This window comes from Candidatus Binatia bacterium, assembly GCA_035631035.1.
Classification (GTDB): domain Bacteria; phylum Eisenbacteria; class RBG-16-71-46; order SZUA-252; family SZUA-252; genus DASQJL01.
Window position 1 is genome coordinate 1 of record DASQJL010000022.1, and the last position, 19,364, is coordinate 19,364.

Consider the following 19,364-nt stretch of genomic DNA (forward strand, 5'->3'; position numbering starts at 1 on the left):
CGGGCAGCCGTCCTGGATCACGAAGTTCGGCACCACGCGATGGAATTCGAGCCCGTTGAAATATCCCGAGCGGGCGAGCCGGGCGAAGTTCTCGACCGTGCGCGGCGCCTCGTGGGGGCGGAGCGCGATCAGGACCGTGCCCCGCTCGGTGACGACGGTGGCGCGCGTGGCGGGCTTCGCGGGAAGCGGATCCACGCGGAGCGGCGGCGCGGGCTCGGCCGGGATGGAATCGTCGGGCAATCCCAGCGCGCGCGTCGCGGTCTCGCGGATGCGCCGCTCGGCGTCGCTCCGCGCGGGGCGAAGCGCCGTGAGCGCGTCGGGAGTCTTGAGAGCCGCGAGCGCCGTGGCCGCCGAGGCCGCGACGTCCGCGTCGTCGGGCTTGGACCGCGCCGCGAGAAGCCGGGCCAGCGCGGGCACCGAAGCCGAATCGCCGAGCGCCCCGAGCCCCTCGGCAGCCGAAGCCTCCACCGTGAAGTCCTTCGATCCCAGCGCCGCGCGGAGCGCCGGGATCGCAGCGCGCCGGTCGGCGGCCCGACGCGAGAGCGCAGAGGCCGCGCCCGCCGCTTCGGCGGGATCGGAGTCGGCGCGCACGCGCGCGAGCAGGATCTCGAGCGAGGCGGGGCCGGTGAGGTCGCCGAGCGCGTCGATCAGCCCCGAGCGCAGGAAGGGCGGCAGCAGGTCGAGCGCGGGCGCCACGGCCGGAACGGCCTCCTCGCCCCGGATCTGGAGCAGCGCGATCGCGGCTCCCTGGACCACGCCGGTGGCGCTGTCGGCGAGCGCGGCCTGGAGCGACGCCGCGGCCGCGGTGTCGCGCAAGGCACCCAGCGAGAGCGCCGATTCCCACCGCACGTGAGGATTCGAGTCCTGAAGGGCCGCGCGGAGCCCGGGAGCGCCGGCCTGCGCCTTCAGCGCGCCCAGGGCGTGCGCGGCGTTCACGCGGACGCGCCAGGCCGGGTCGGCGAGGAGCGCGATGAGGCGGGTTGCCGCCGCCGAGTCGGCGACGTCCCCGGCCGCGCGCGCGGCCATGGAGCGCACCAGGGGGTTGGGATCGCCGAGGAGCGGCTCCAGCGCGGGACCGGCTCGCCGGTCTCCGATCCGGCCCAGCGCATAGGCCGCGCGCCAGCGCGTCTCGGGGTCTTCCCCCTTGGAGGCGAGCGCGAGCGGAGCGACCAGGGAGGAGTCGCGTGCGCGCCCCGCGGCGAGCGCGGCGGCTTGCCGCTCGGTCGCCCGCTGAGCGTGGAGCGCGGCCGCCAGGGCGGGGGCGGCGCCGCGGGCGCCGAGGTATCCGAGCGCGGTGATCATCGTCACGCGCGCGGCGGGATCGGTCTCCGTCTCGAGACGCGACGCGACCGCGGGTGCGGCGGCGGAGTCTCCGACCAGCGCGAGGGCGAACGCCGCCTCGCGGCGCACCGCCGCCGAGCGGTCGTGGAGCGCCGCCGCCAGCGCGGACGCCGAGCCGCGGTTCTGGATGCGCCCGAGAGCGCGCGCGGCGGAGGCCCGCAGGGCGGGTGCGGGCCCGGCGAGGAGCGCGCGCGAGAGCCCGGTCGTGTCGCGATGCGCCTCGCGCTGGGAGATGATCGCCGCGGTCAACGTGCGACCCGAGATGCGGGTGGAGGCGGGACGCGTCGCGGCGGGGCCCGTCGTGGCGGGCCGAGCCACGGCGGGGCCGGCGGGGCGAGGCGCGGCAGCGCTGGCAGCGTGCGCGACACGCGGCGCCCCCGCGACGAGAGACGCCAGGGCGAGCGCGGCCACCAACCCGCGCACGCGCACGCCTCGTCCCGTCCGCACCGATCCGCTCATCCCGCAGCTCAAACCCGCACCCCCTCCCCCAGCGTCGCCGCCACCGCCTCCAGCACCATCGCCGCCGTCACCGACTCGAGCTTCGCGTCCGGGGCGCGAACCGTTCGGACCTGCCCGCCCACCGGTTTCCATTCGTCGGGATCGGTCCAGCCGTAGATCCCCACGGTGGGACATCCCACGGCGCCGGCGAGGTGCAGGGGCCCCGTGTCGTTTCCCACGTAGAGCGCCGCGCGGGCGAAGCGCGCGGCCAGCGTCGGCACGGCCTCGCCGCGCACGACGGGCAGCTCGCGGCCGGCGCACGCGCTCAAGGCCGCTGCCGTTCCCGAATCTTGAGGCCCCTCGAGCACGTGCACGTCCAGCCCGCGCCCCGCGAGCGCGGCCGCGACCTCGGCGAAGCGCTCCACGGGCCATCGGTTCTTGATCTTGCCGGCGCCGGGGTGAAGATACGCCACGCTGGCGGGAGCGCGCGACAAGAGGCGGGGGTCGGCCACGTAGTGGGGCGGAGCGGGCGCCGCGATGGCGCCGGCCGCGCGGGCCAGGGTCATCGAGACCTCCGACTGGTGGAGCTTCCCCTCCGGGTACGGAACCGCGCGCGTCAGGGCGGCCCAGTCGTGGCGGCCGTAGCGCGCCGGGGCGAACCCGATCCGCTGGCGCGCCCGCGCGCGCCGCGCGAGCAGCGCGCCGCTCACCGAATAGGAGACGGTGGTGAAGTAGACCGAGAGATCGGGACGCGGCGCCACATGGAGCGCCTCGCGAACCGCGGCCCACGCGCCGCGGCCGCGCAGCACGCGGATCTCATCCGCCCAGGCCTGACCCAGGACCGCGGGCGCATTCTGCGGCCCGACGATCAGCGTCAGCTTCGCGGCGGGATAGCGGTCGCGGATCGCCCGGATGGCGGGAACGTTGAGGAGGAGATCGCCGAGCTGGTTCTGAGGGCGGTAGAGATGGATTCGACGCGGGGCGTCGGAATTCATGGGCCCGGCGGCGGGCCCGTCAGCTCTTCTCTTCGGGGGTGCCGGATGCGCGCTTCGTGCCGGGGGTTCCTGGCGTTCCCGGAGTGCCGGCGGGGCCTTGAGGGCCCTCATGAGCGCCCTGGGGCTTCATCCGCTCGAGCTCGAGGACCTTCACCAGCCGGTCGTGGCACTCGACGGGCACCTCGGGCCTGGCCTCGTGGCGGTAGAGCTTGATCGTCATGGTCATGCTGTCGAACTGGGCGCGGCAGTCGCTGCACACGTGAATGTGCTTCCGCATTTCGTGAAGAACTTCCTGCTTCAGGTCCTCGTCGATGAACGATGAAATCGAATCCAGTACCTCGCGGCACGTCATCATGATGCTTTGGCCCTCGTCCGATCGGCTTTGGTCTCGCTGAAGTATTGCGCGAGACGGTTGCGGACCTTGAGGCGTGCCCGGTGGAGACGCGATTTCACGGCCGCCACCGAGAGATCGAGAATCTCCGCCACGTCGGCATTCGACAGCTCTTCCACGTCCCTGAGGATGAAGACTTGTCGAAATTCGGGTGGGAGTGCATTGATCGCCTCGTCCATGACTTTCTGCATTTCCTGATTCAACAGCTGTTCGACGGGGCCGGGGGCCCAGTCGGCGATGGAGATCGGCGCTTCCCGCTCATCCGAATCCTCGATCGAGACCTGGGGAAGCTGCTTCTTCCGAAGCCGCATCAGTGCCGAGTTCGCGGTGATGCGGTAGATCCACGTGGAGAACGTCGAGTTCCCCTTGAACGATTTGATGCCGCGATACGCCCGGAGGAACGTTTCCTGAAGGACGTCTTCCGCGTCCTCCGGATTCCGCAGCATTTTCATCGCCAGGCTGTAGACCTTGGACTCGTACCGCGTGACCAGCTCGCCAAAGGCGCGCTCGTCATCCTGCTGCGATTTGCGGACGAGTTCCTCGTCGGTCGCTGTTGGATTCACGAACTCCTCAGTCATGGATGCCAGTACCGGACAACAGGTTCTGAAAACCTCCATCGAGGCTACGGAGCAAACCGGAGGGTGTCAAGGAGGGCCGTTACAGGCGCAGGGGCACAGCGACTTAGGATGCAGGGTCTCCGACGGGGGTTCGCCGCGGCACGGCGTTTCGAAACGGGGGCCCGGGGGGGCCGTTCAGGCGAGCTGGCCGACCCGGGGGACGACCGCTTCCTCACGGTCGCGCCCGATGCCATGGCGGCGCATTTTGCAACGAAGACTGCCCCGGCCGATGTGGAGCAGCCGGGCCGCCTCCACGACGTTGCCGCCGCTCTTTTCCAGGGCGCCCTCGATGGCCGCCTTCTCCAGGGCGAGGAGCGAGATCCCCTCGGCCGGAATCCGGATGCCGAGCGAGCCGAGATCGGCGTCGCCGATCGGGCGGGGCTGGAGATCGGGAAGCGCGAGCTCCGCGGGTCCCATCTCCTCGGCTCGGCTCAGGAGCACCGCGCGCTCGACGGCGTTCATCAGCTCGCGGACGTTGCCGGGCCACGGGTAGTGGAGCAGAGCCTTTTCGCCCGCGGCGTTCAGCCGCACCGTGCGCCCCAGCTTGCGGGAGACGCGCTCGGTGAAGAGGCGCCCGAGGACGACGATGTCGCCGTTCCGCTCGCGCAGCGGCGGCACCTCGATCGGAACGACGTTGAGGCGGTAGTAGAGGTCCTCGCGGAAGCGTCCGGTGCGCACCTCGTCGGACAGCGCCCGGTTGGTCGCGGCCAGGATGCGCACGTCCACCGGGATGTCGCGCGAGCCGCCGACGCGCCGCACGACTTTCATGTCGAGGAACTTGAGGAGCTTGGCCTGCAGCGTGAGCGGCAGCTCGCCGACTTCGTCGAGGAAGACCGAGCCGTGCTCGGCCGCTTCGAAGAGGCCGATCCGCTGCTGGGTCGCGTCGGTGAACGCGCCCTTCTCGTGGCCGAACAGCTCGGACTCGAGCAATTCGCGCGGGATCGCGGCGCAGTTGATCTCCATGAAGGGGCCGTGCGCGCGGGGGCTCTCGCCGTGGATCGCCTGCGCGAAGAGCTCCTTGCCCACGCCGCTCTCGCCCAGGATCAACACCGACGTGGCGCTGCTCAGGGAGACGCTCTGCGCCAGCTCGACGGCGCGGCGGATGGCGGGGCTCTCCCCCACGATCCGCTCGAAGCGGAACTCCTGCTCGACGCGCGCCGTCTCCCGCTGCTCGCGGGCGTGCTGCACCACGCTCCGGCCGGCCGCCTGGAGCAGCCCGTCCAGCGCCTCGGTGCGGAGCGGCTTCAGGAAGATGTTCCGGATGCCGCTCGCGTTCATGTCGGCGGCATCCGCGGCGTCCTCGCGGTCCAGCCAGAGCACCAGCTGCATGCGGGGCCAGCGCTCCTTCAGCCGGCGGATGGCGTCGCGCCGGTCCACCGGGTAGCTCTGCTCGCTTTCCGCCTGGGCGCGCGACCCGAAATCGAGCACGCCGAGGGAGCACGCCTCTTCCACGCGCGTGGCCAGGAACTGGTCCACCGTGTCGGCGAGGACGACCGCGGCATGGCGCCGCTCCAGGTAGGCGAGCAGCGACTCCCGCTCGGCGCCCGGCGGCATGATGACGGCGACGTTCAAATTCAAGAGGTTGCGTCCCCCCTCGGGTCGCGGCGGAAGAAGGCGCCCGTTGACGGATCATTTATCGGCAGCGGGGCCGGAATGCTTAGCGCGATTCGCGGGGTGCCCGACCCCTCCAGGACCTGGCGAACCTTGGAGAGCAGGGCGGCGGGGAGGAACGGCTTCTGGATGAAGGGAGAATCGCCGGTCTGGATCCCGCGGCTCACGATGGCGTCGTCGGTGTACCCCGACATGTAGAGATGGTGCAGCCCCGGACGCACCTCCAAAATCGCCTCGACCACCTCGCGTCCGTTCGGCCCGGGCATGACCAGATCCGAGAGCACGAGGTCGATCGGCTGGGCGGCGTCGGCGGCAAGTCGAAGCGCGTCCTCCCCGGACATGGCCGTGACGACGCGGTAGCCCCCGCCTCCGAGCACCGCCGCGACCAGATTCCGCACCGTTTCCTCGTCTTCCACGAGCAGCACGGTCCCGTGGCCCCTGGCCTCGTTCGCGACGGGCTCCGGATTGCGGGCATGCACCTCGCGCGGATGGTGCGGGAGCAGAATGCGGAACGTCGTCCCCTGCCCGGGCGCCGACTGGACCTCGATGCTCCCGCCCCCCTGCTGCACGATGCCGTAGACCGTGGCGAGCCCGAGTCCCGTCCCCTCGCCGACGGGCTTCGTGGTGAAGAAGGGCTCGAAGATGTGCGCACGAACCTCCTTCGTCATCCCGACGCCGTTGTCGCGAACGGTGAGTGCGACGCGGCCCGGTGGGGGCTCGCCGCGCGCCGGCGGGGGTTCGACGAGACACTCCACCTCGAGCCAGAGATCGCCCCCCGTGGGCATCGCGTCGCGGGCGTTGACGGCAAGGTTCAGGATCACCTGCTCGATCTGACCGCGGTCGGCCCGGACCGTCGCTTCCGGCGCGCTGCGGGTGTGCAGGCGGACGTCCTCGCCGATCATGCGGCGAAGCATCCCGGTCATGTCGCCGACCACGTCGCCCAGGTCGACGCTCTCCGACACCACCACCGACTTCCGGCTGAAGAGGAGGAGCTGGCGCGTGAGCGACGCGGCTCGCTCGCCCGCTTTCCGGACCTCATCCAGGGAGCGTCGCGCGGGGCTTCCCTCCGGGATGTCGCGCTCGGCCAGGCTGGAGAAGCCCAGGATCGCGGTCAGGAGGTTGTTGAAGTCGTGCGCCACCCCTCCAGCCAGCCGCCCGACCGATTCCATTTTCTGTGCCTGCCGGAGCTGGGCCTCGAGGCGCTTCCGCTCGGTGGCGTCCTGGCCGATCCCGATCCCGCGTCCGTCGGACAGGCGCACGTTCGCCCACGAGGTCTCGATGTCCCTCCCGTCCTTCGTCCGGGTCACGAAGTCGCTCCAGTTTCGGTCGGCGCGCTCGATGAAGGCGCGCACCTCCGCCGCGACACTCGGATCGGGATAGAGGGCGGAGACCAGATCGTTTCCCGCCCCGTCCTCCTCCGTGTATCCCAGGGTGCGCTCGAACTCGCGGTTGACCGCGGTGATCGATCCGTCCTCGCCGAACAGGACCACCATCGCGGGGATGTGATCGAATACCGTCTGGAACAGCTCCTTCTGCCGCGTCAGCTCTTCCCGGGCCTGCATCTGCTCGGTCACGTCGATGCACGTGCCGAGGTAGCCGTGGAAGACGCCGTCCGGGTCGGTGTACGGCTCTCCGCGCGCGAGCAGCACCCGCCAGCGGCCACGGCTGTCCTTGGCGCGGAACTCGGACGCGAGCGGTCCCCGCGACGAGAATGCGCGCTGGCAGTCGTCCAGATAGCGATCCCGGTCCTCCGGATGGACCGATTCGAACCAGCCCAGCCCGAGCTCGTCCCCCACGGTCGTGCCGCGGAAGTCGAGCCACTTGCGGTTCACCCACGTGCTCCGGCCGTCCGGGTGCGCGCTCCAGAGGATCGCCGGAACGTGGTCGGCGATCCGCTGGAAGTGCTCCTCGCTCCGGCGCAGCATCTCGTTGGTGTGCACCAGCGCCGTGATGTCCGTCGCGATGACGAGCTCGGCGGCGCGCCCCTGGTAGGTCACGGGCACCGCCGAGATCTGGACGCTGAAGACGGTGCCGTCCTTGCGCCGGTGCGTCCATTCGGTGCGCTTCGGGTTTTCGCGGCCGTGCAGGTGGGCCCGCAGGGCGGAGATTTCCCCCGGCGGGCGGATCTGCTCGATGGTCATGGCCAGAAATTCTTCGCGGGAATAGCCGTAGGCGCGCACGGCAGCCCCGCTCACCGCGAGGAACCGAAGGGTCTCCACGTCGAAGACCCAGGCGGGTTGTGGGAGCAGCTCGAACAGGTCGTGGCGATCCATGCTCCTCTATATCGGCGCATGGACGCCCGCTCTTGAAGCGAACCGGATTCGCGCCGCGGGGCCGGGTTAGCGCCGCGGGGCCGGGTTAGTGCCGCGGGGCCGGGTTAGTGCCGCGGGGCCGGCATGTGGCAGGTCGGCGCGATCCCCTTCTTCTCGAAGTAGCGCTGGTGGTACTCCTCGGCGCGCCAGAAGGGGGCGGCGGGAACGACCTGCGTGACGATCGGCCGGCGGAAGCGCTTCGCGCCCTCCAGCTCGGCCACCTTGGCCCGGGCTTCCCGCTCCTGCTCCGGCGAATGGACGAAGATCGCCGAACGGTACTGCTCGCCCACGTCGGGCCCCTGCCGGTTCGGCGTGGTCGGGTCGTGGTTCTCGAAGAAGACGCCGAGCAGGGTGTCGTAGCTCACGCGCGCCGGGTCGTACACCACCTCCACCGCCTCGGCATGGCCGGTGCGGCCGGTGCAAACGTCCTCGTACGTGGGGTGCTCGGTGCGCCCACCGGTATAGCCCACGGCGACGTCCAGCACGCCCGGCACGGCGCGGAACATCGACTCCACGCCCCAGAAGCAGCCGGCGGCGAACGTGGCCTTCTCCTTCACCGTCGCGTTCATGGAAACTCCTCGGGATGGGGAACGAACGCCCCGGGAGGGACTTCCTCCCGGGGCGCCATCAATACGTACGACAGGCTTCCCTTGCGACGCGGCCGCTACTTCACGACCTCGAAGTCCGCGTCGACGGCGCCGTCGTCGCCTTCCTTCTTGCCGCCCTGCTGCGGTCCGCCCTGCGGCTCGCCGCCGACGGGACCCTGGCCTTCCGGCCCCGGCCCTTCGCCCGGACCTCCCGGCCCCTGCGCCGCGCCGGCGTACATCCGCTGCGAGACCTCGCCCCAGACCCGGTTCAGCGTGTCCGTGGCGGTCCGAATCTCTTCCGAGTGACCTGTTTCGAGCGCCCGCTTCAGATCGGCGAGCGCGTTCTCGACCTTCGCCCGATCCGCGCCGTCCATCTTCTCCGAAAGCTCCTTCAAGTTCTTCTCGGTTTCATACGCGAGCGCGTCGCCGCGATTCTTCGTCTCGATCTGCTCGCGCTTCTGCTTGTCCTCCGCCGCGTGCGCCTCGGCGTCGGTCACCATCTTCTTGATCTCCTGCTCCGACAGGCCGCCGCCGGCCTCGATCCGGATCTTCTGCTCCTTCCCGGTCGCCTTGTCGCGCGCTGTGACGTGCAGGATGCCGTTGGCGTCGATGTCGAACGTCACCTCGATCTGCGGAATGCCGCGCGGCGCGGGCGGGATCCCGGTGAGCTGGAAGCGCCCGATCGTCTTGTTGTCCACCGCCATCTCGCGCTCGCCCTGGAGCACGTGGATCTCGACGGTGGTCTGGCTGTCCGCCGCGGTCGAGAAGATCTCCGACTTCTTGGTCGGGATCGTGGTGTTCCGCTCGATCAGCTTGGTCATGACGCCGCCCAGAGTCTCGATGCCCAGCGAGAGCGGGGTCACGTCGAGCAGGAGCACGTCCTTCACGTCGCCCGCGAGCACGCCGCCCTGGATCGCGGCGCCGATCGCGACGACCTCGTCGGGGTTCACGCCCTTGTGGGGCTCCTTCCCGAAGTATTTCTGCACCAGCTCCTGCACCTTGGGGGTCCGCGTGGCGCCGCCGACCAGGATCACCTCGTCGATCTGCGACGGGGAGAGCCCCGCGTCGGAGAGCGCCTGCTTCACCGGCGGCTGGGTCCGCTGGATCAGATCGTCCACCAGCTGCTCGTACTTGGCCCGCGTGAGCGTGACGTTCAGGTGCTTCGGGCCGTTCGCGTCCGCCGTGATGAAGGGCAGGTTCACGTCGGTCTGCATCACCGTGGAGAGCTCGATCTTGGCCTTCTCCGCGGCTTCCTTCAGCCGCTGGAGCGCCATGGCGTCCTTCCGGAGATCGATCCCTTCCTGCTTCTGGAACTCCTGCGCCAGCCAGTCGATCACGCGCTTGTCGAAGTCGTCCCCGCCCAGGTGCGTATCCCCGTTCGTCGACTTGACCTCGAACACGCCGTCGCCCAGCTCGAGGATGGATATGTCGAACGTGCCGCCGCCCAGGTCGTAGACGGCGATCTTCTCGTCCTTCTTCTTGTCCAGGCCGTACGCCAGCGCGGCCGCCGTCGGCTCGTTGATGATGCGCTTCACGTCGAGCCCCGCGATGCGGCCGGCGTCCTTCGTGGCCTGGCGCTGCGCGTCGTTGAAGTACGCGGGCACGGTGATGACCGCTTCGGTCACTTTCTCGCCGAGGTAGTCTTCCGCGGTCTGCTTCATCTTCTGAAGGATCATCGCGGAGATCTCGGGGGGCGTGTACGACTTGTCGCCCAGGACGATCTGCACCTGGCCGCCCGGCCCTTCCTTCACCTCGTAGGGGACGTTCTTGGTCTCCTCGACCACCTCGGAGTACTTGCGCCCCATGAAGCGCTTGATCGAATAGACGGTGTTCTTGGGGTTGGTGACCGCCTGTCGCTTGGCGACCTGACCGACCAGACGCTCGCCCGTCTTGGTGACAGCCACGACCGAGGGGGTCGTCCGGGCTCCCTCGGCGTTCGGAATGACGACCGGCTCACCGCCTTCCATCACGGCGACACACGAGTTCGTCGTGCCGAGGTCGATTCCTATGATTTTTCCCATGATCCCTCCGGTTTCGGGGCCGCTTCCTGACGGCTCCTGCGAATACGGGCGGGCCCGGCTGTGGCCGGACCCCGCCCGCCGCAATGCTCAAGGGCTTGGATGCCGCTTCGCTTACTTCTCGACCTTGATCGCGATCTCCCGCGCCTTGGCCTGCTCGGCCTTGGGAATGCTCACCTGGAGCACGCCGTCGCGGTAGAGGGCCTCGATCTTGTCGCTGTTGACCAGGTGTCCCAGCGTGAACGAGCGCTCGAACATGCCGTACACGCGCTCCACCCGGTGATAGGTCGTTCCCTTCTTCTCTTCCTCCCGGCGCTTCTCGCCCCGGACGGTCAACTGATTATCCTCGACGGTGATCTTGATGTCCTCCAGCTTCATCCCCGGCAGCTCGGCGCGCACGACGTAGTGGTCGTCCGACTCCTCGATGTCGACGCGCGGCTGCCACACGGTCGGTCCCTCCGACTCGAAGCGGCGGCCGAGGAACTCGTCCACGAAGCGGGTCATCTCGTCCCGAACGGGATTCCAACGGGTCACTGACATTTTCGCTCTCCTCCTCATGTCTATTTTTGTGAGCTCGCCGCCCCCACGGCGGCATTGCTTGCCAGGAGAGCTATGCAGTTGCTGTGCCAAAACACGCAAATCTAGTAATATATTGGGATATTATCACTTAGCACTCAGAGGCGGTTATCCCCAGGAAATGTGCGGTTTCAATGTGAAACGAATGTTGATCCATTATAGAGCGCTACAGACCGTACTGCTTCATCTTCCGCCACAGCGTCGACCGTGAAATTCCGAGCGACCGGGCCGCCTTGGTCGTGTTTCCGGCGAAGTGGATCAGCGCCCTGCGGATGTGCTCCGCCTCGAGATCCGCCAGCGACATGTCGGCCCGGTAGGGGAACGCGTTGCCCTCGGGAAGCAGCCGGACGGGAGCCTCGCGGAAGGTGGGAGGCAGGTCCATGTGCGTGATCTCGCCGCGCTCCGACAGCGTCACCGCGCGCTCGATGGCGTTCTCCAGCTCGCGCACGTTCCCGGGGTAGTCGTAGCGCATCAGGTAGTACTGGGCGCGGTCGGTGAAGCGGTCCACGCGCTTTCCCATCCGGCGCGCATAGCGCTGGCGGAAGAACGTGGCCAGGAGCGGGATGTCCTCGCGGCGCTCGCGCAGCGCCGGCATCTCGATCGTGAACACGCTGAGGCGGTAGTAGAGGTCCTCGCGAAGGCGTCCCTCGGCGAGGGCGCGGGGCAGATCCCGATTCGTCGCGGCGATCACGCGCACGTCGACGTGCGCCGCCTCGGCGCCTCCCACCGGGCGCACCTCGCCGCTCTGGAGCGCCCGGAGCAGCTTGGCCTGGACGGAGAGGGGCATCTCCGCCACCTCGTCGAGGAAGAGGGTGCCTCCGTCGGCCTGGCGCAACAGCCCCGGGCGGTCCCCCACCGCGCCGGTGAAGGCCCCGCGCACGTGCCCGAAGAGCTCGCTCTCGAACAGCGACTCGGGGACCGCCGCGGCGTTGACGGCGATGAAGGGACGGTGGGCGCGCCGGCTCTGGAGGTGGATCGCGGTGGCGACCATCTCTTTTCCGGTGCCGCTCTCGCCGGTGATGAGCACCGTGCTTTCGGTGGGCGCGACCTTGGCGATGAGCCGGAAGATGCGCTGCATCCGCGGGCTCACCCCGATCATGTTCTGGGTGAAGCCGCGGCCGCGCGGCGTCTCGGCTTCGACCTCGGCCTCCCAGAGGCCGCGCATTCCCGGATCGGACGACGCGAGCTCCTGGCGCGCGCGTTGACCCTCCGTGGCGGCGCGCTTACGATCCCGCCCGGGATCCGCGCCGGCATCCACGCCGGCGGCCGGCTTCAGACGCGGCTCCTTGCGGCGCGCACTCATCGGACCGGGGTCACCCTCCGCACTTCGTGAACCACATCGGACGGCTCGACTGGGGACTTCTGGCCTGGGTCTGGGGCGCGGCGCACCTCGTCTACCTCGGCGCGGCCGCGCTCGCACTCCGGGCGCCGGGGCCAGGGCCGGGCCGCCGTCCCGCGCGCGCGATCGCGCTCATCCTGGCGGTGGGACTGGTGCCCCGCCTGCTCCTGCTTCCGGCCGCGCCCTCCCTCTCCGGGGATCTCTATCGCTACCTCTGGGACGGCCGGCTGGTGGCGAACGGCTGGAATCCCTATCCCCGGCCCCCCTCCGACCCCGCGTTCGCGCCGTGGCACGACGAGGTCTACCGGCACCTGAACCATGCCGGCGTGCCCACCATCTATCCTCCCCTGGCCCAGTGGCTCTTCGCCCTCGCGTGGAAGCTGGGCGGAACGCCGCTCGCCTGGAAAGCGGTGCTCTTCGCGCTGGAGGCGGCGCTCGTGGCGGGTCTCCTGGTCCTGCTGCGCCGCCGCGGACACCCCCCGGAGCGCCTCCTACTCTACTACTGGAATCCGCTGGTCGTGGTCGAATGCTACGGCTCGGGGCACGTGGACCTGGCCGCGGCGGCGTTCCTGGTCGCGGCCGTGGCGCTCCTGGAAGCGGGGCGCCGCGCGAGGGCGGGAGTCGCGTTCGGCGCGGCGGTGCTCGTGAAGCTGGTCCCGCTGCTCTTGGTCCCGGCCCTCGCGCGGCGCCGCGCCTGGAGGACGCTCGCGACGGCGTTCGTGATGATCGCGCTCCTCTACCTGCCGTTCCGCGCGGCCGGGGCGCGCCTGTGGGAGGGCCTCTCGACCTATGCCCGCCACTGGGAATTCAACGGCCCCCTCTACGCGGCGATCCGGCCGCTCTTCGCGAACGGGGACGACCCGCGCCTCCTGCTCGCCGCGTCGCTCGTCGTGGCCCTCCTCGTCATCGCGTGGCGCGCGCGGACGCTGAGCGGCGCCCTGCTCGCCTCCTGGGTGGCGTTCCTGATCCTCACCCCGACGGTCTATCCGTGGTACCTGGTCCCCGCGATCGCGCTCCTGCCGCTCCATCCCGACGCGGGACTCCTGCTCTTCTCGGGCACGGTGGCGCTCACGTATCTCCCCCTGCCGCTCTATCGGGCGACGGGCGTGTGGCAGGTTCCGGGGTGGATTCTCTGGGCCGAGTACGGATCGCTGGCGGCCGTGTGGGCCGCGGCGGGGCTCCGCCGCGATCGCCGCGGTCAGCCGCGGCGCGCGGCGTGGAGGACGGAGACGCCCCCCACGTAGAGGAAGCCGACCAGGTAGAGGACGAGGAACGGAAGGGGCGCGAGCATTCCCGCGCGCGCCAGGGAGAGCATCGCCCAGCCGAAATAGAGCCCCAGCGCGATCTCCGCCGCGGCCCAGAGGGAGAGCGGCGAGCGGTAGCGCTTCCCGCGCCAGCCGTCGGTCCGCCGCTCGATCCGGAACTTCGGCGTGCGATGGAACTCGGCCGAGGCGTTCCGAAGCCCGCTCAGCACGGCCCGGGTGTTGTTCACCGCGAGCCCCAGCCCCAGGGAGAGAACGAAGGGAACGAAGCGGAGCTGCCGCTTCCAGTCGCCGCGCGTCTCCCGCTGCGCCGCGGCGAAGTAGATGAGCGCCGGAATGGAGGCCGTGAGGAAGAGTGCCGCGTCCACCACGGTGAAGAGAAGGCTCTTTTCCTCGATCCGCGCGATCACGACGGGATAGGCGATCGCCGCGACCAGGAGCAGCAGCACGTAGGCCACGTTGATGGTGAGGTGGAAGGTGGCCTCGAGCTTCACCGCGAACGGAAGCGGGGCGCGCCAGACGTCCGGCAGCACCTTCCGCGCCACCTGGATCGACCCGCGCACCCAGCGGTACTGCTGCGCCTTGAACGCGTTCATCTCGACCGGCAGCTCTCCGGGGCAGCCCACGTCCGGCGCGAAGACGAAGCGCCAGCCGCGGAGCTGGGCCCGGTAGGAGAGATCGAGATCCTCGGTGAGGGTGTCCCACTGCCATCCCCCGGCGTCCTCGATGCAGCGGCGGCGCAGGATTCCCGCGGTTCCGTTGAAGTTGAAGAAGCGCCGCGCGTCCATGCGCGCCGAATGCTCGACCACGAAATGGCCGTCCAGCGAGATCGCCTGCGCCTGGGCCAACATCGAGTAGTCCTGGTTCAGGTGGCGCCAGCGCGCCTGCGCCATGCCGACGTCCAGCTCGTTCAGGTAAGGCACCAGGTCGCGCAGGAACGAGGGGGGAGGCACGAAATCGGCGTCGAAGATCGCGAGCAGCTCACCCTTGGCGTGGCGCAGCCCGTTCTGGAGCGCGCCCGCCTTGAACCCGTCGCGCGCGGCGCGGCGGAGATGCACCGCGTCCACCCCCCCGGCGCGCAGCGCGGCGACCCGCGCGGCCACGAGCCCGCTGGTGGCGTCGGTCGAGTCGTCGAGCACCTGGATCTCGAGGCGTTCGCGCGGATAGTCCATGGCCGCGGCGGCGTCGAGCAGGCGCTCGGCGACGTAGCGCTCGTTGTAGACGGGGAGCTGGATGGTGACGCGCGGCCACTCCGCCGGAGGCTCGGGGCGCGGCATGGGCGCCCTGCGCCTCCGGAAGAGGCGCAGGAGATGAAGACGGTGGATCCCGTAGGCCGCGAGCAGGCTCCAGACGACCAGGTGGAGCGCGAGCAGCGACTCCCGGACCGGGGTGGACAGCGCGGCGAGGAACGAATTCATCGAGAGCGTCATCGTACCGCGCACGCATCGCCCCATGTTGCGCGTTCTTCCGCCGGTCCGTGTTGACCGTTCCCTGCCGCGCGGGTAATGTGCGGAACGGGGTGGTGACGTGGGAAACGGGAGGATCACGGTGGCGCGCGGCTTCGTGGTGGGCAACGGAACGGTCCTCGCGACCGGCGACAGGCACGGCGCGCTCCACGAGCTCTACGCTCCCCATTTCGCCCCCGAGCATCAGATCCTCCGCCGCCCGGCCCGCATCGGGCTCCACGTGGACGGCCTCTTCCACTGGCTGGAGGACTCCTTCGAGGCAACCGCCGCGCGCGGCGAGGCCGCGCCGATCGCCGACCTCTCCCTGCGCGGCCACGGGCTCCCCTTCGAGATCTGGATCGAGACGTTCGCCGACTCGCGGCTTCCGATCCTCACGAGGCGCGTAGAAGTACGGAACGGGGACGACCGCCCGCACGATCTCCGCCTCGCGTTCCACTACGACTTCCGGGCCGCGGGCATCGGGCGCGGGGCGGCTTCCCGCGACGCCGCGACGGGCGGCGTGGTCCATCACGGCGGGCGGCGCGCGCTCCTGCTCAACGCCCTCGGCCCCGACGGCGCGGGCGTTCCCCAGGTCACCATCGCCGGCGAGCGCGGCCCCGACTGCCTGCTGGGCGTTCCCATCCCGCTTGGACCGGGCCAATCGGCCATGGTCACGACGTGGATCGCCGCGGCGTCTTCCGTCCCGGAGGCGCGGCGGCTGGACGCGGAAGCGCGCCGCCTCGGCGTCCGCGGGCTCCTCGCGCGGACGCGCGGCTACTGGGGACTCTGGGCCAGCGCGGGGGCGCGCGAGGAGGGGGATCTGCCGGAAGAGACCCGCTCCCTCTACGCGCACGCCCTCCTCACGCTGCGCCTCCTCCAGGCGCCCTCGGGCGCGTTCCTCTCCAGCCTCGAGGCGCCGCAGGGTTCCTCGGCGCCGGAGCGGCGCTGGTGCTACCTGCGCGAGGGCGCTCTGGCGGCCGACGCGCTCGGTCGCGCGGGGTACGGCGCGGCCGCGCGCCGCTGGTTCGAATTCACCGCGCGCGCCGCGCGCGAAGCCGGCGAGCTGCCGGCCATCCTCGACGCCGACGGCGCGCCGGCGCCCGCGCCCGAGTCGGCGCTGCGCGCCGCGGACGGAATCGCGCTCCAGCTCTGGGCGGCCGCGCGCCACCTGGATCGCGAGCGCGACGCCGAGCTCATGGCGCCCGTCTACGACGACGCCCTGGCCCCAGCGGCCGAGCGTCTGGCCGCGGCCGTCGATCCCACGATCGGCCTGCCGGTCGGCGCCGATCGCTGGAGCGAACCCTGGGGGAACGAGCGCTGGGGCGCCCATGCGTCCACGGCGGCGGCGGTGCGCGGCGGCCTCCGGGCGGCGTCCCGCATGGCGGCGCTTTTCGGCGAGACGGCGCGCGCCCGCGCGTGGCTCGCCGCCTCCGACCTGCTCGGCCGCGCAGTGTCGCGCGCCCTCTACGATCCGGAGCGGGGACGGTTCCTGCGCTCGGTGGTGGTGGAAGAGGGGGAGCGGCGGCTGGACGCCACCCTCGATGCGTCGCTCCTCTGGCTCGGGCTCTTCGACGACCTCGAGCCGGAGGATCCGCGCGTTCGCGCCACGTGCGCGGCGGTGCGCGGCGGGCTGTGGGTGCGCTCGGGCGTGGCGGGGCTCGCGCGGCACGAGGCCGACGCGGCGGGGCCAGGTTCCGATCGCGCGGCGGGGCGCCCGTCGATCGCGCCGACGCTCTGGCTGGCGCAGCACATGATCCGGGTGGCGCGGAAGTCCCAGGACCTCGAGGAGGCGCGCATCCTCCTCCTCTGGGCGGCGGCGCGCGCCGAAGGCACGGGGCTCCTGCCCGAGCGGCTCGACCCCGCGAGCGGAGGCGCCGACGGAGTCTGTCCGTCGCTGGACGCGACGGCGGCGTTCGTGGCGACCGTGCTGGACTACGGAGAGCGGGCGAGGCTCCTCGCCCGTTGCGACCGCTGCGGCGAGCCGGCGCCGGCGCGCCGCGCGCGGCGGGTCGCCGACCGGGTCGCGCTACTTCCAGGTGTCGTCGCTGACCTGTAGGCTGACCGCGAAGCGCACGAATTTCTCGCCGATCCCGAGCGCGTCCTTGTCCCCGCGCGAGCCCGCCTCCAGCGACAGATCCACCGCGCCGCCGCGATCCTGACTCCGGAGTCCGGTCCCCACCGAAAACGCCACTTCCTTGACGCCCGCCGTGCCGCCGGAGACGTCGGTGGCCCCCGCGCGGACCAGGAGATCGGGCCAGGTGAGGACGGTCGCCCCCACCCGCAGCGGGAGGCGGGTCAGGAAGCGCGACGCGTCCGCCGCCGGGAGCAGCTCGAGACCGAAGCTCCAGCGCTGCTCGGCGCGGAAGTCGGCCAGGTCGCTCTCCAGGGACGCGCGGCTCCAGTTGGCGCGGCGGTACTGCCCCACCGCGCGCAGGCGGTCGGTGAGCGGCGCCATCCCGCCCACGGTGAAGCCGGAGGGGATGGTCAGGTTGCGATGCTCCTCGCGCACGAACGTGCCCGCGGTGCGCTGCGTCGTCGCCAGCGGCAGCCGGCGCGGCAGCTCGTAGACGCCGCCGAGCGCCCAGGTCCCATGATGCACCTGAGCGCCGAAGCGCCAGCGCCCCTGCCGCTCCCACGTGGTCTCGAGGGTGTCGCGCGTGGTGATGAGGGCCGGGTCCACGAAGTCGCGCGCCCAGTCCTCGCGGAAGCTGCCCACGATCACTTCGTAGTCGGCGCCCAGGTTGACCGACGGAGTGAGGCGCCGCGCGAGCGTGATCCGGATCAGGTCGATGCCGCCGGAGCCGTCGATGCGCAGGGTGGAGGGAGCGCCCGAGCTCTCCGGCCGGTCGATCCCGAAGCGTCCGTTCGTGCCGACGAGGTAGGCGCCGCCCAGGGTGAACCGGCCCGGGATCCGGACGAGCGCGCGCAGCGAGGGAACGACCGTCTCGCGCGCGGTCTCGCTCGGAAACGACAGCGCGCTCACGCGGCGCATCGAGGGCATCACGGTTCCCTCGAGGATCAGGTGGTCCACCTCGGCGACCGAAGCGGGGTTCACGAGGGAGAAGGCGCGGGGGCCGTGCTCGGCCGCGCCCGCGCCGCCCAGCGCGCGCAGGCGCGCCGGCTCCTCCAGCGAGGGCTCGCCGAGCCCTCCCGCCGAGTACGCCGACGAGGCGCGCGCGGACGCCGGAACCGCGATCAGCGCCGCCGCGAGGAAGGGCGCGGCCATGCCCAGGCGCGCCACCCAGGAGTTCCGGCTCGCGCTCATCTCAGAACCTCCCGGGCGGCGGGCTGGTGGTGTTGACCCGCAGCACCGGCGGCGTGACCGACTCGCGCGAGCCGACCTCGATCTCGGAGGCGTAGAAGCTGTTCGTCACGCGGATCAGGATCCCCTGGTTGGACGTGGAATCGGCCGACCATTCGCGGGCCAGCGAGATCGGGATCGGGATCGCGATCGAATCGCCCGCGACGACGCGGACGCCGGTCAGGGTCTCGAGCGGCGTGGCGTCGAGCCCCAGCGTGCTGTCGATGGACGCGCCCTCGGTCCAGGCATTGCGGATGCGGTAGGCCCTGATCTCCACCGTGTCCGGCGAGGCGGGGCCCAAAAGATGCGCGACGAACCGAGCGCCGTTGATCGAGAACCCTGCCGGAGGGGGTGCCACGGGGGCGCGGAGGAGCACCTCGGACTGGAAGAGCCCGCCCAGGAGGAGCGTGCTCTCCGATCCGGTGGCCGGCGCCGCCGGGGTCTGGATCGAGAGGTCGGTGGGCAGCCGGGTGACTTTCGTGACCCGCGTCGTGGGCGCGAGCGTCGTGTGATAGACGATCTCGATCCGGCCGGTCCCCGCGAGGAAGCCGCGCACGCCGGTGCCGCTGTCGATACTCAGGACGAATCCCGGGAAGGTCGCGTCCGCGGCCCAGGCGCGGACCTGCGTGATCGCGGAGGCTCCGAGCTCGATCGTGAAGGGGGCCTGGCCGTCGGGACCGGTCCCGAGCAGCGTCCCGGGCGCGGGGCCGGGCCACTCCACGTTCGTCGTGTCCCACGCCGCGGCCGTATGAAGCGCGAGCACCCGGTTTCCGGCCAGGTAGCGGTCGACGCGGGGATCGAACTCCACCCGGAAGCGGACCGTGTCGATGACGGTCGTGACGAGGGTGTCGGGCAGCGTCCAGGTCGATGGCCGGAAGAGCGCTCGCGATTCGTACGTGCCCTGGATCCCGACCAGCAGCGTCGGGCCCCGCACGGCGGTCGTCCTCGGCGCCACGTAGGTGTCCCGGTCCACGAGCGTGTCGGACTGATTCGTGGTCCCCAACCCCTCGTCGCCGCGGAGAAGCCGCTCGTTTCCGGTCAGGCGCGACGCGCGCTCGGAGCATCCTCCGAACAGGGAGGCGGCGAGCGCGAGCATCAAGGCGGCGACGGGGATCGAACGCACGGGGGCAG

General features: G+C 71.0%; 15 protein-coding genes. 2 read left to right on the forward strand and 13 right to left on the reverse strand.

Features of this window, described 5'->3' with window-relative positions:
* The 10 genes from VE326_02215 to VE326_02260 form a co-directional block, all read right to left on the reverse strand.
* Positions 1-1,800, reverse strand: a 1,800-nt coding sequence (locus VE326_02215; protein ID HYJ32012.1) for a HEAT repeat domain-containing protein, incomplete at its 3' end; no start/stop codon positions are given.
* An 8-nt stretch (positions 1,801-1,808) separates the two neighbouring features.
* A complete protein-coding gene (locus VE326_02220) occupies positions 1,809-2,774 on the reverse strand; it encodes a glycosyltransferase family 9 protein (protein HYJ32013.1) in 966 nt (321 codons plus the stop codon).
* A 19-nt stretch (positions 2,775-2,793) separates the two neighbouring features.
* On the reverse strand, positions 2,794-3,129 hold the full coding sequence (locus VE326_02225; GenBank protein HYJ32014.1) for a zf-HC2 domain-containing protein: 336 nt from the start codon (positions 3,127-3,129) through the stop codon (positions 2,794-2,796).
* Entirely contained in the window at positions 3,126-3,743 is a 618-nt protein-coding gene (locus VE326_02230; GenBank protein ID HYJ32015.1) for a sigma-70 family RNA polymerase sigma factor, read from the reverse strand. Before VE326_02230 ends, VE326_02225 begins: the two co-directional genes overlap by 4 nt.
* A 174-nt stretch (positions 3,744-3,917) precedes the next feature.
* Positions 3,918-5,354: a sigma-54 dependent transcriptional regulator gene (locus VE326_02235; protein ID HYJ32016.1), complete on the reverse strand. Its 1,437-nt coding sequence runs from the start codon at positions 5,352-5,354 to the stop codon at positions 3,918-3,920.
* A gap of 2 nt (positions 5,355-5,356) precedes the next feature.
* Positions 5,357-7,666: a PAS domain S-box protein gene (locus VE326_02240; protein HYJ32017.1), complete on the reverse strand. Its 2,310-nt coding sequence runs from the start codon at positions 7,664-7,666 to the stop codon at positions 5,357-5,359.
* Positions 7,667-7,770: 104 nt separating this feature from the next.
* Positions 7,771-8,274 (reverse strand): peptide-methionine (S)-S-oxide reductase MsrA, encoded by a 504-nt coding sequence (gene msrA / locus VE326_02245; protein ID HYJ32018.1) that lies wholly within the window; start codon positions 8,272-8,274, stop codon positions 7,771-7,773.
* A gap of 95 nt (positions 8,275-8,369) precedes the next feature.
* Positions 8,370-10,313 carry a molecular chaperone DnaK gene (gene dnaK, locus VE326_02250; protein HYJ32019.1) on the reverse strand — a complete coding sequence of 648 codons (1,944 nt, stop codon included), beginning with the start codon at positions 10,311-10,313 and terminating at the stop codon, positions 8,370-8,372.
* 111 nt (positions 10,314-10,424) lie between these two features.
* Positions 10,425-10,850 (reverse strand): Hsp20/alpha crystallin family protein, encoded by a 426-nt coding sequence (locus VE326_02255; protein ID HYJ32020.1) that lies wholly within the window; start codon positions 10,848-10,850, stop codon positions 10,425-10,427.
* Between the two features lie 202 nt (positions 10,851-11,052).
* The gene (locus VE326_02260) at positions 11,053-12,189 is read right to left on the reverse strand and encodes a sigma-54 dependent transcriptional regulator (GenBank protein HYJ32021.1); all 1,137 of its coding nucleotides are present in this window, start codon (positions 12,187-12,189) and stop codon (positions 11,053-11,055) included.
* Positions 12,190-12,215: 26 nt separating this feature from the next.
* Between VE326_02260 and VE326_02265 the strand changes: the two genes are divergently transcribed.
* Complete coding sequence (locus VE326_02265; protein HYJ32022.1) at positions 12,216-13,469, forward strand: glycosyltransferase 87 family protein; 1,254 nt, start codon at positions 12,216-12,218, stop codon at positions 13,467-13,469.
* Here VE326_02265 and VE326_02270 read toward each other — a convergent pair.
* Positions 13,424-14,905 carry a glycosyltransferase gene (locus tag VE326_02270; protein ID HYJ32023.1) on the reverse strand — a complete coding sequence of 494 codons (1,482 nt, stop codon included), beginning with the start codon at positions 14,903-14,905 and terminating at the stop codon, positions 13,424-13,426. The two genes, VE326_02265 and VE326_02270, sit on opposite strands and share 46 nt — an antisense overlap.
* Positions 14,906-15,035: 130 nt before the next feature.
* Between VE326_02270 and VE326_02275 the strand changes: the two genes are divergently transcribed.
* The gene (locus VE326_02275) at positions 15,036-16,988 is read left to right on the forward strand and encodes a hypothetical protein (protein HYJ32024.1); all 1,953 of its coding nucleotides are present in this window, start codon (positions 15,036-15,038) and stop codon (positions 16,986-16,988) included.
* Here the strand turns inward: VE326_02275 and VE326_02280 are convergent.
* Both VE326_02280 and VE326_02285 read right to left on the reverse strand, forming a co-directional pair.
* The gene (locus VE326_02280; GenBank protein ID HYJ32025.1) at positions 16,959-18,197 is read right to left on the reverse strand and encodes a hypothetical protein; all 1,239 of its coding nucleotides are present in this window, start codon (positions 18,195-18,197) and stop codon (positions 16,959-16,961) included. The genes VE326_02275 and VE326_02280 overlap by 30 nt on opposite strands.
* A gap of 1 nt (position 18,198) precedes the next feature.
* Positions 18,199-19,356, reverse strand: a complete 1,158-nt coding sequence (locus tag VE326_02285) for a hypothetical protein (GenBank protein ID HYJ32026.1) — start codon at positions 19,354-19,356, stop codon at positions 18,199-18,201.
* Between the last annotated feature and the right edge of the window lie 8 nt (positions 19,357-19,364).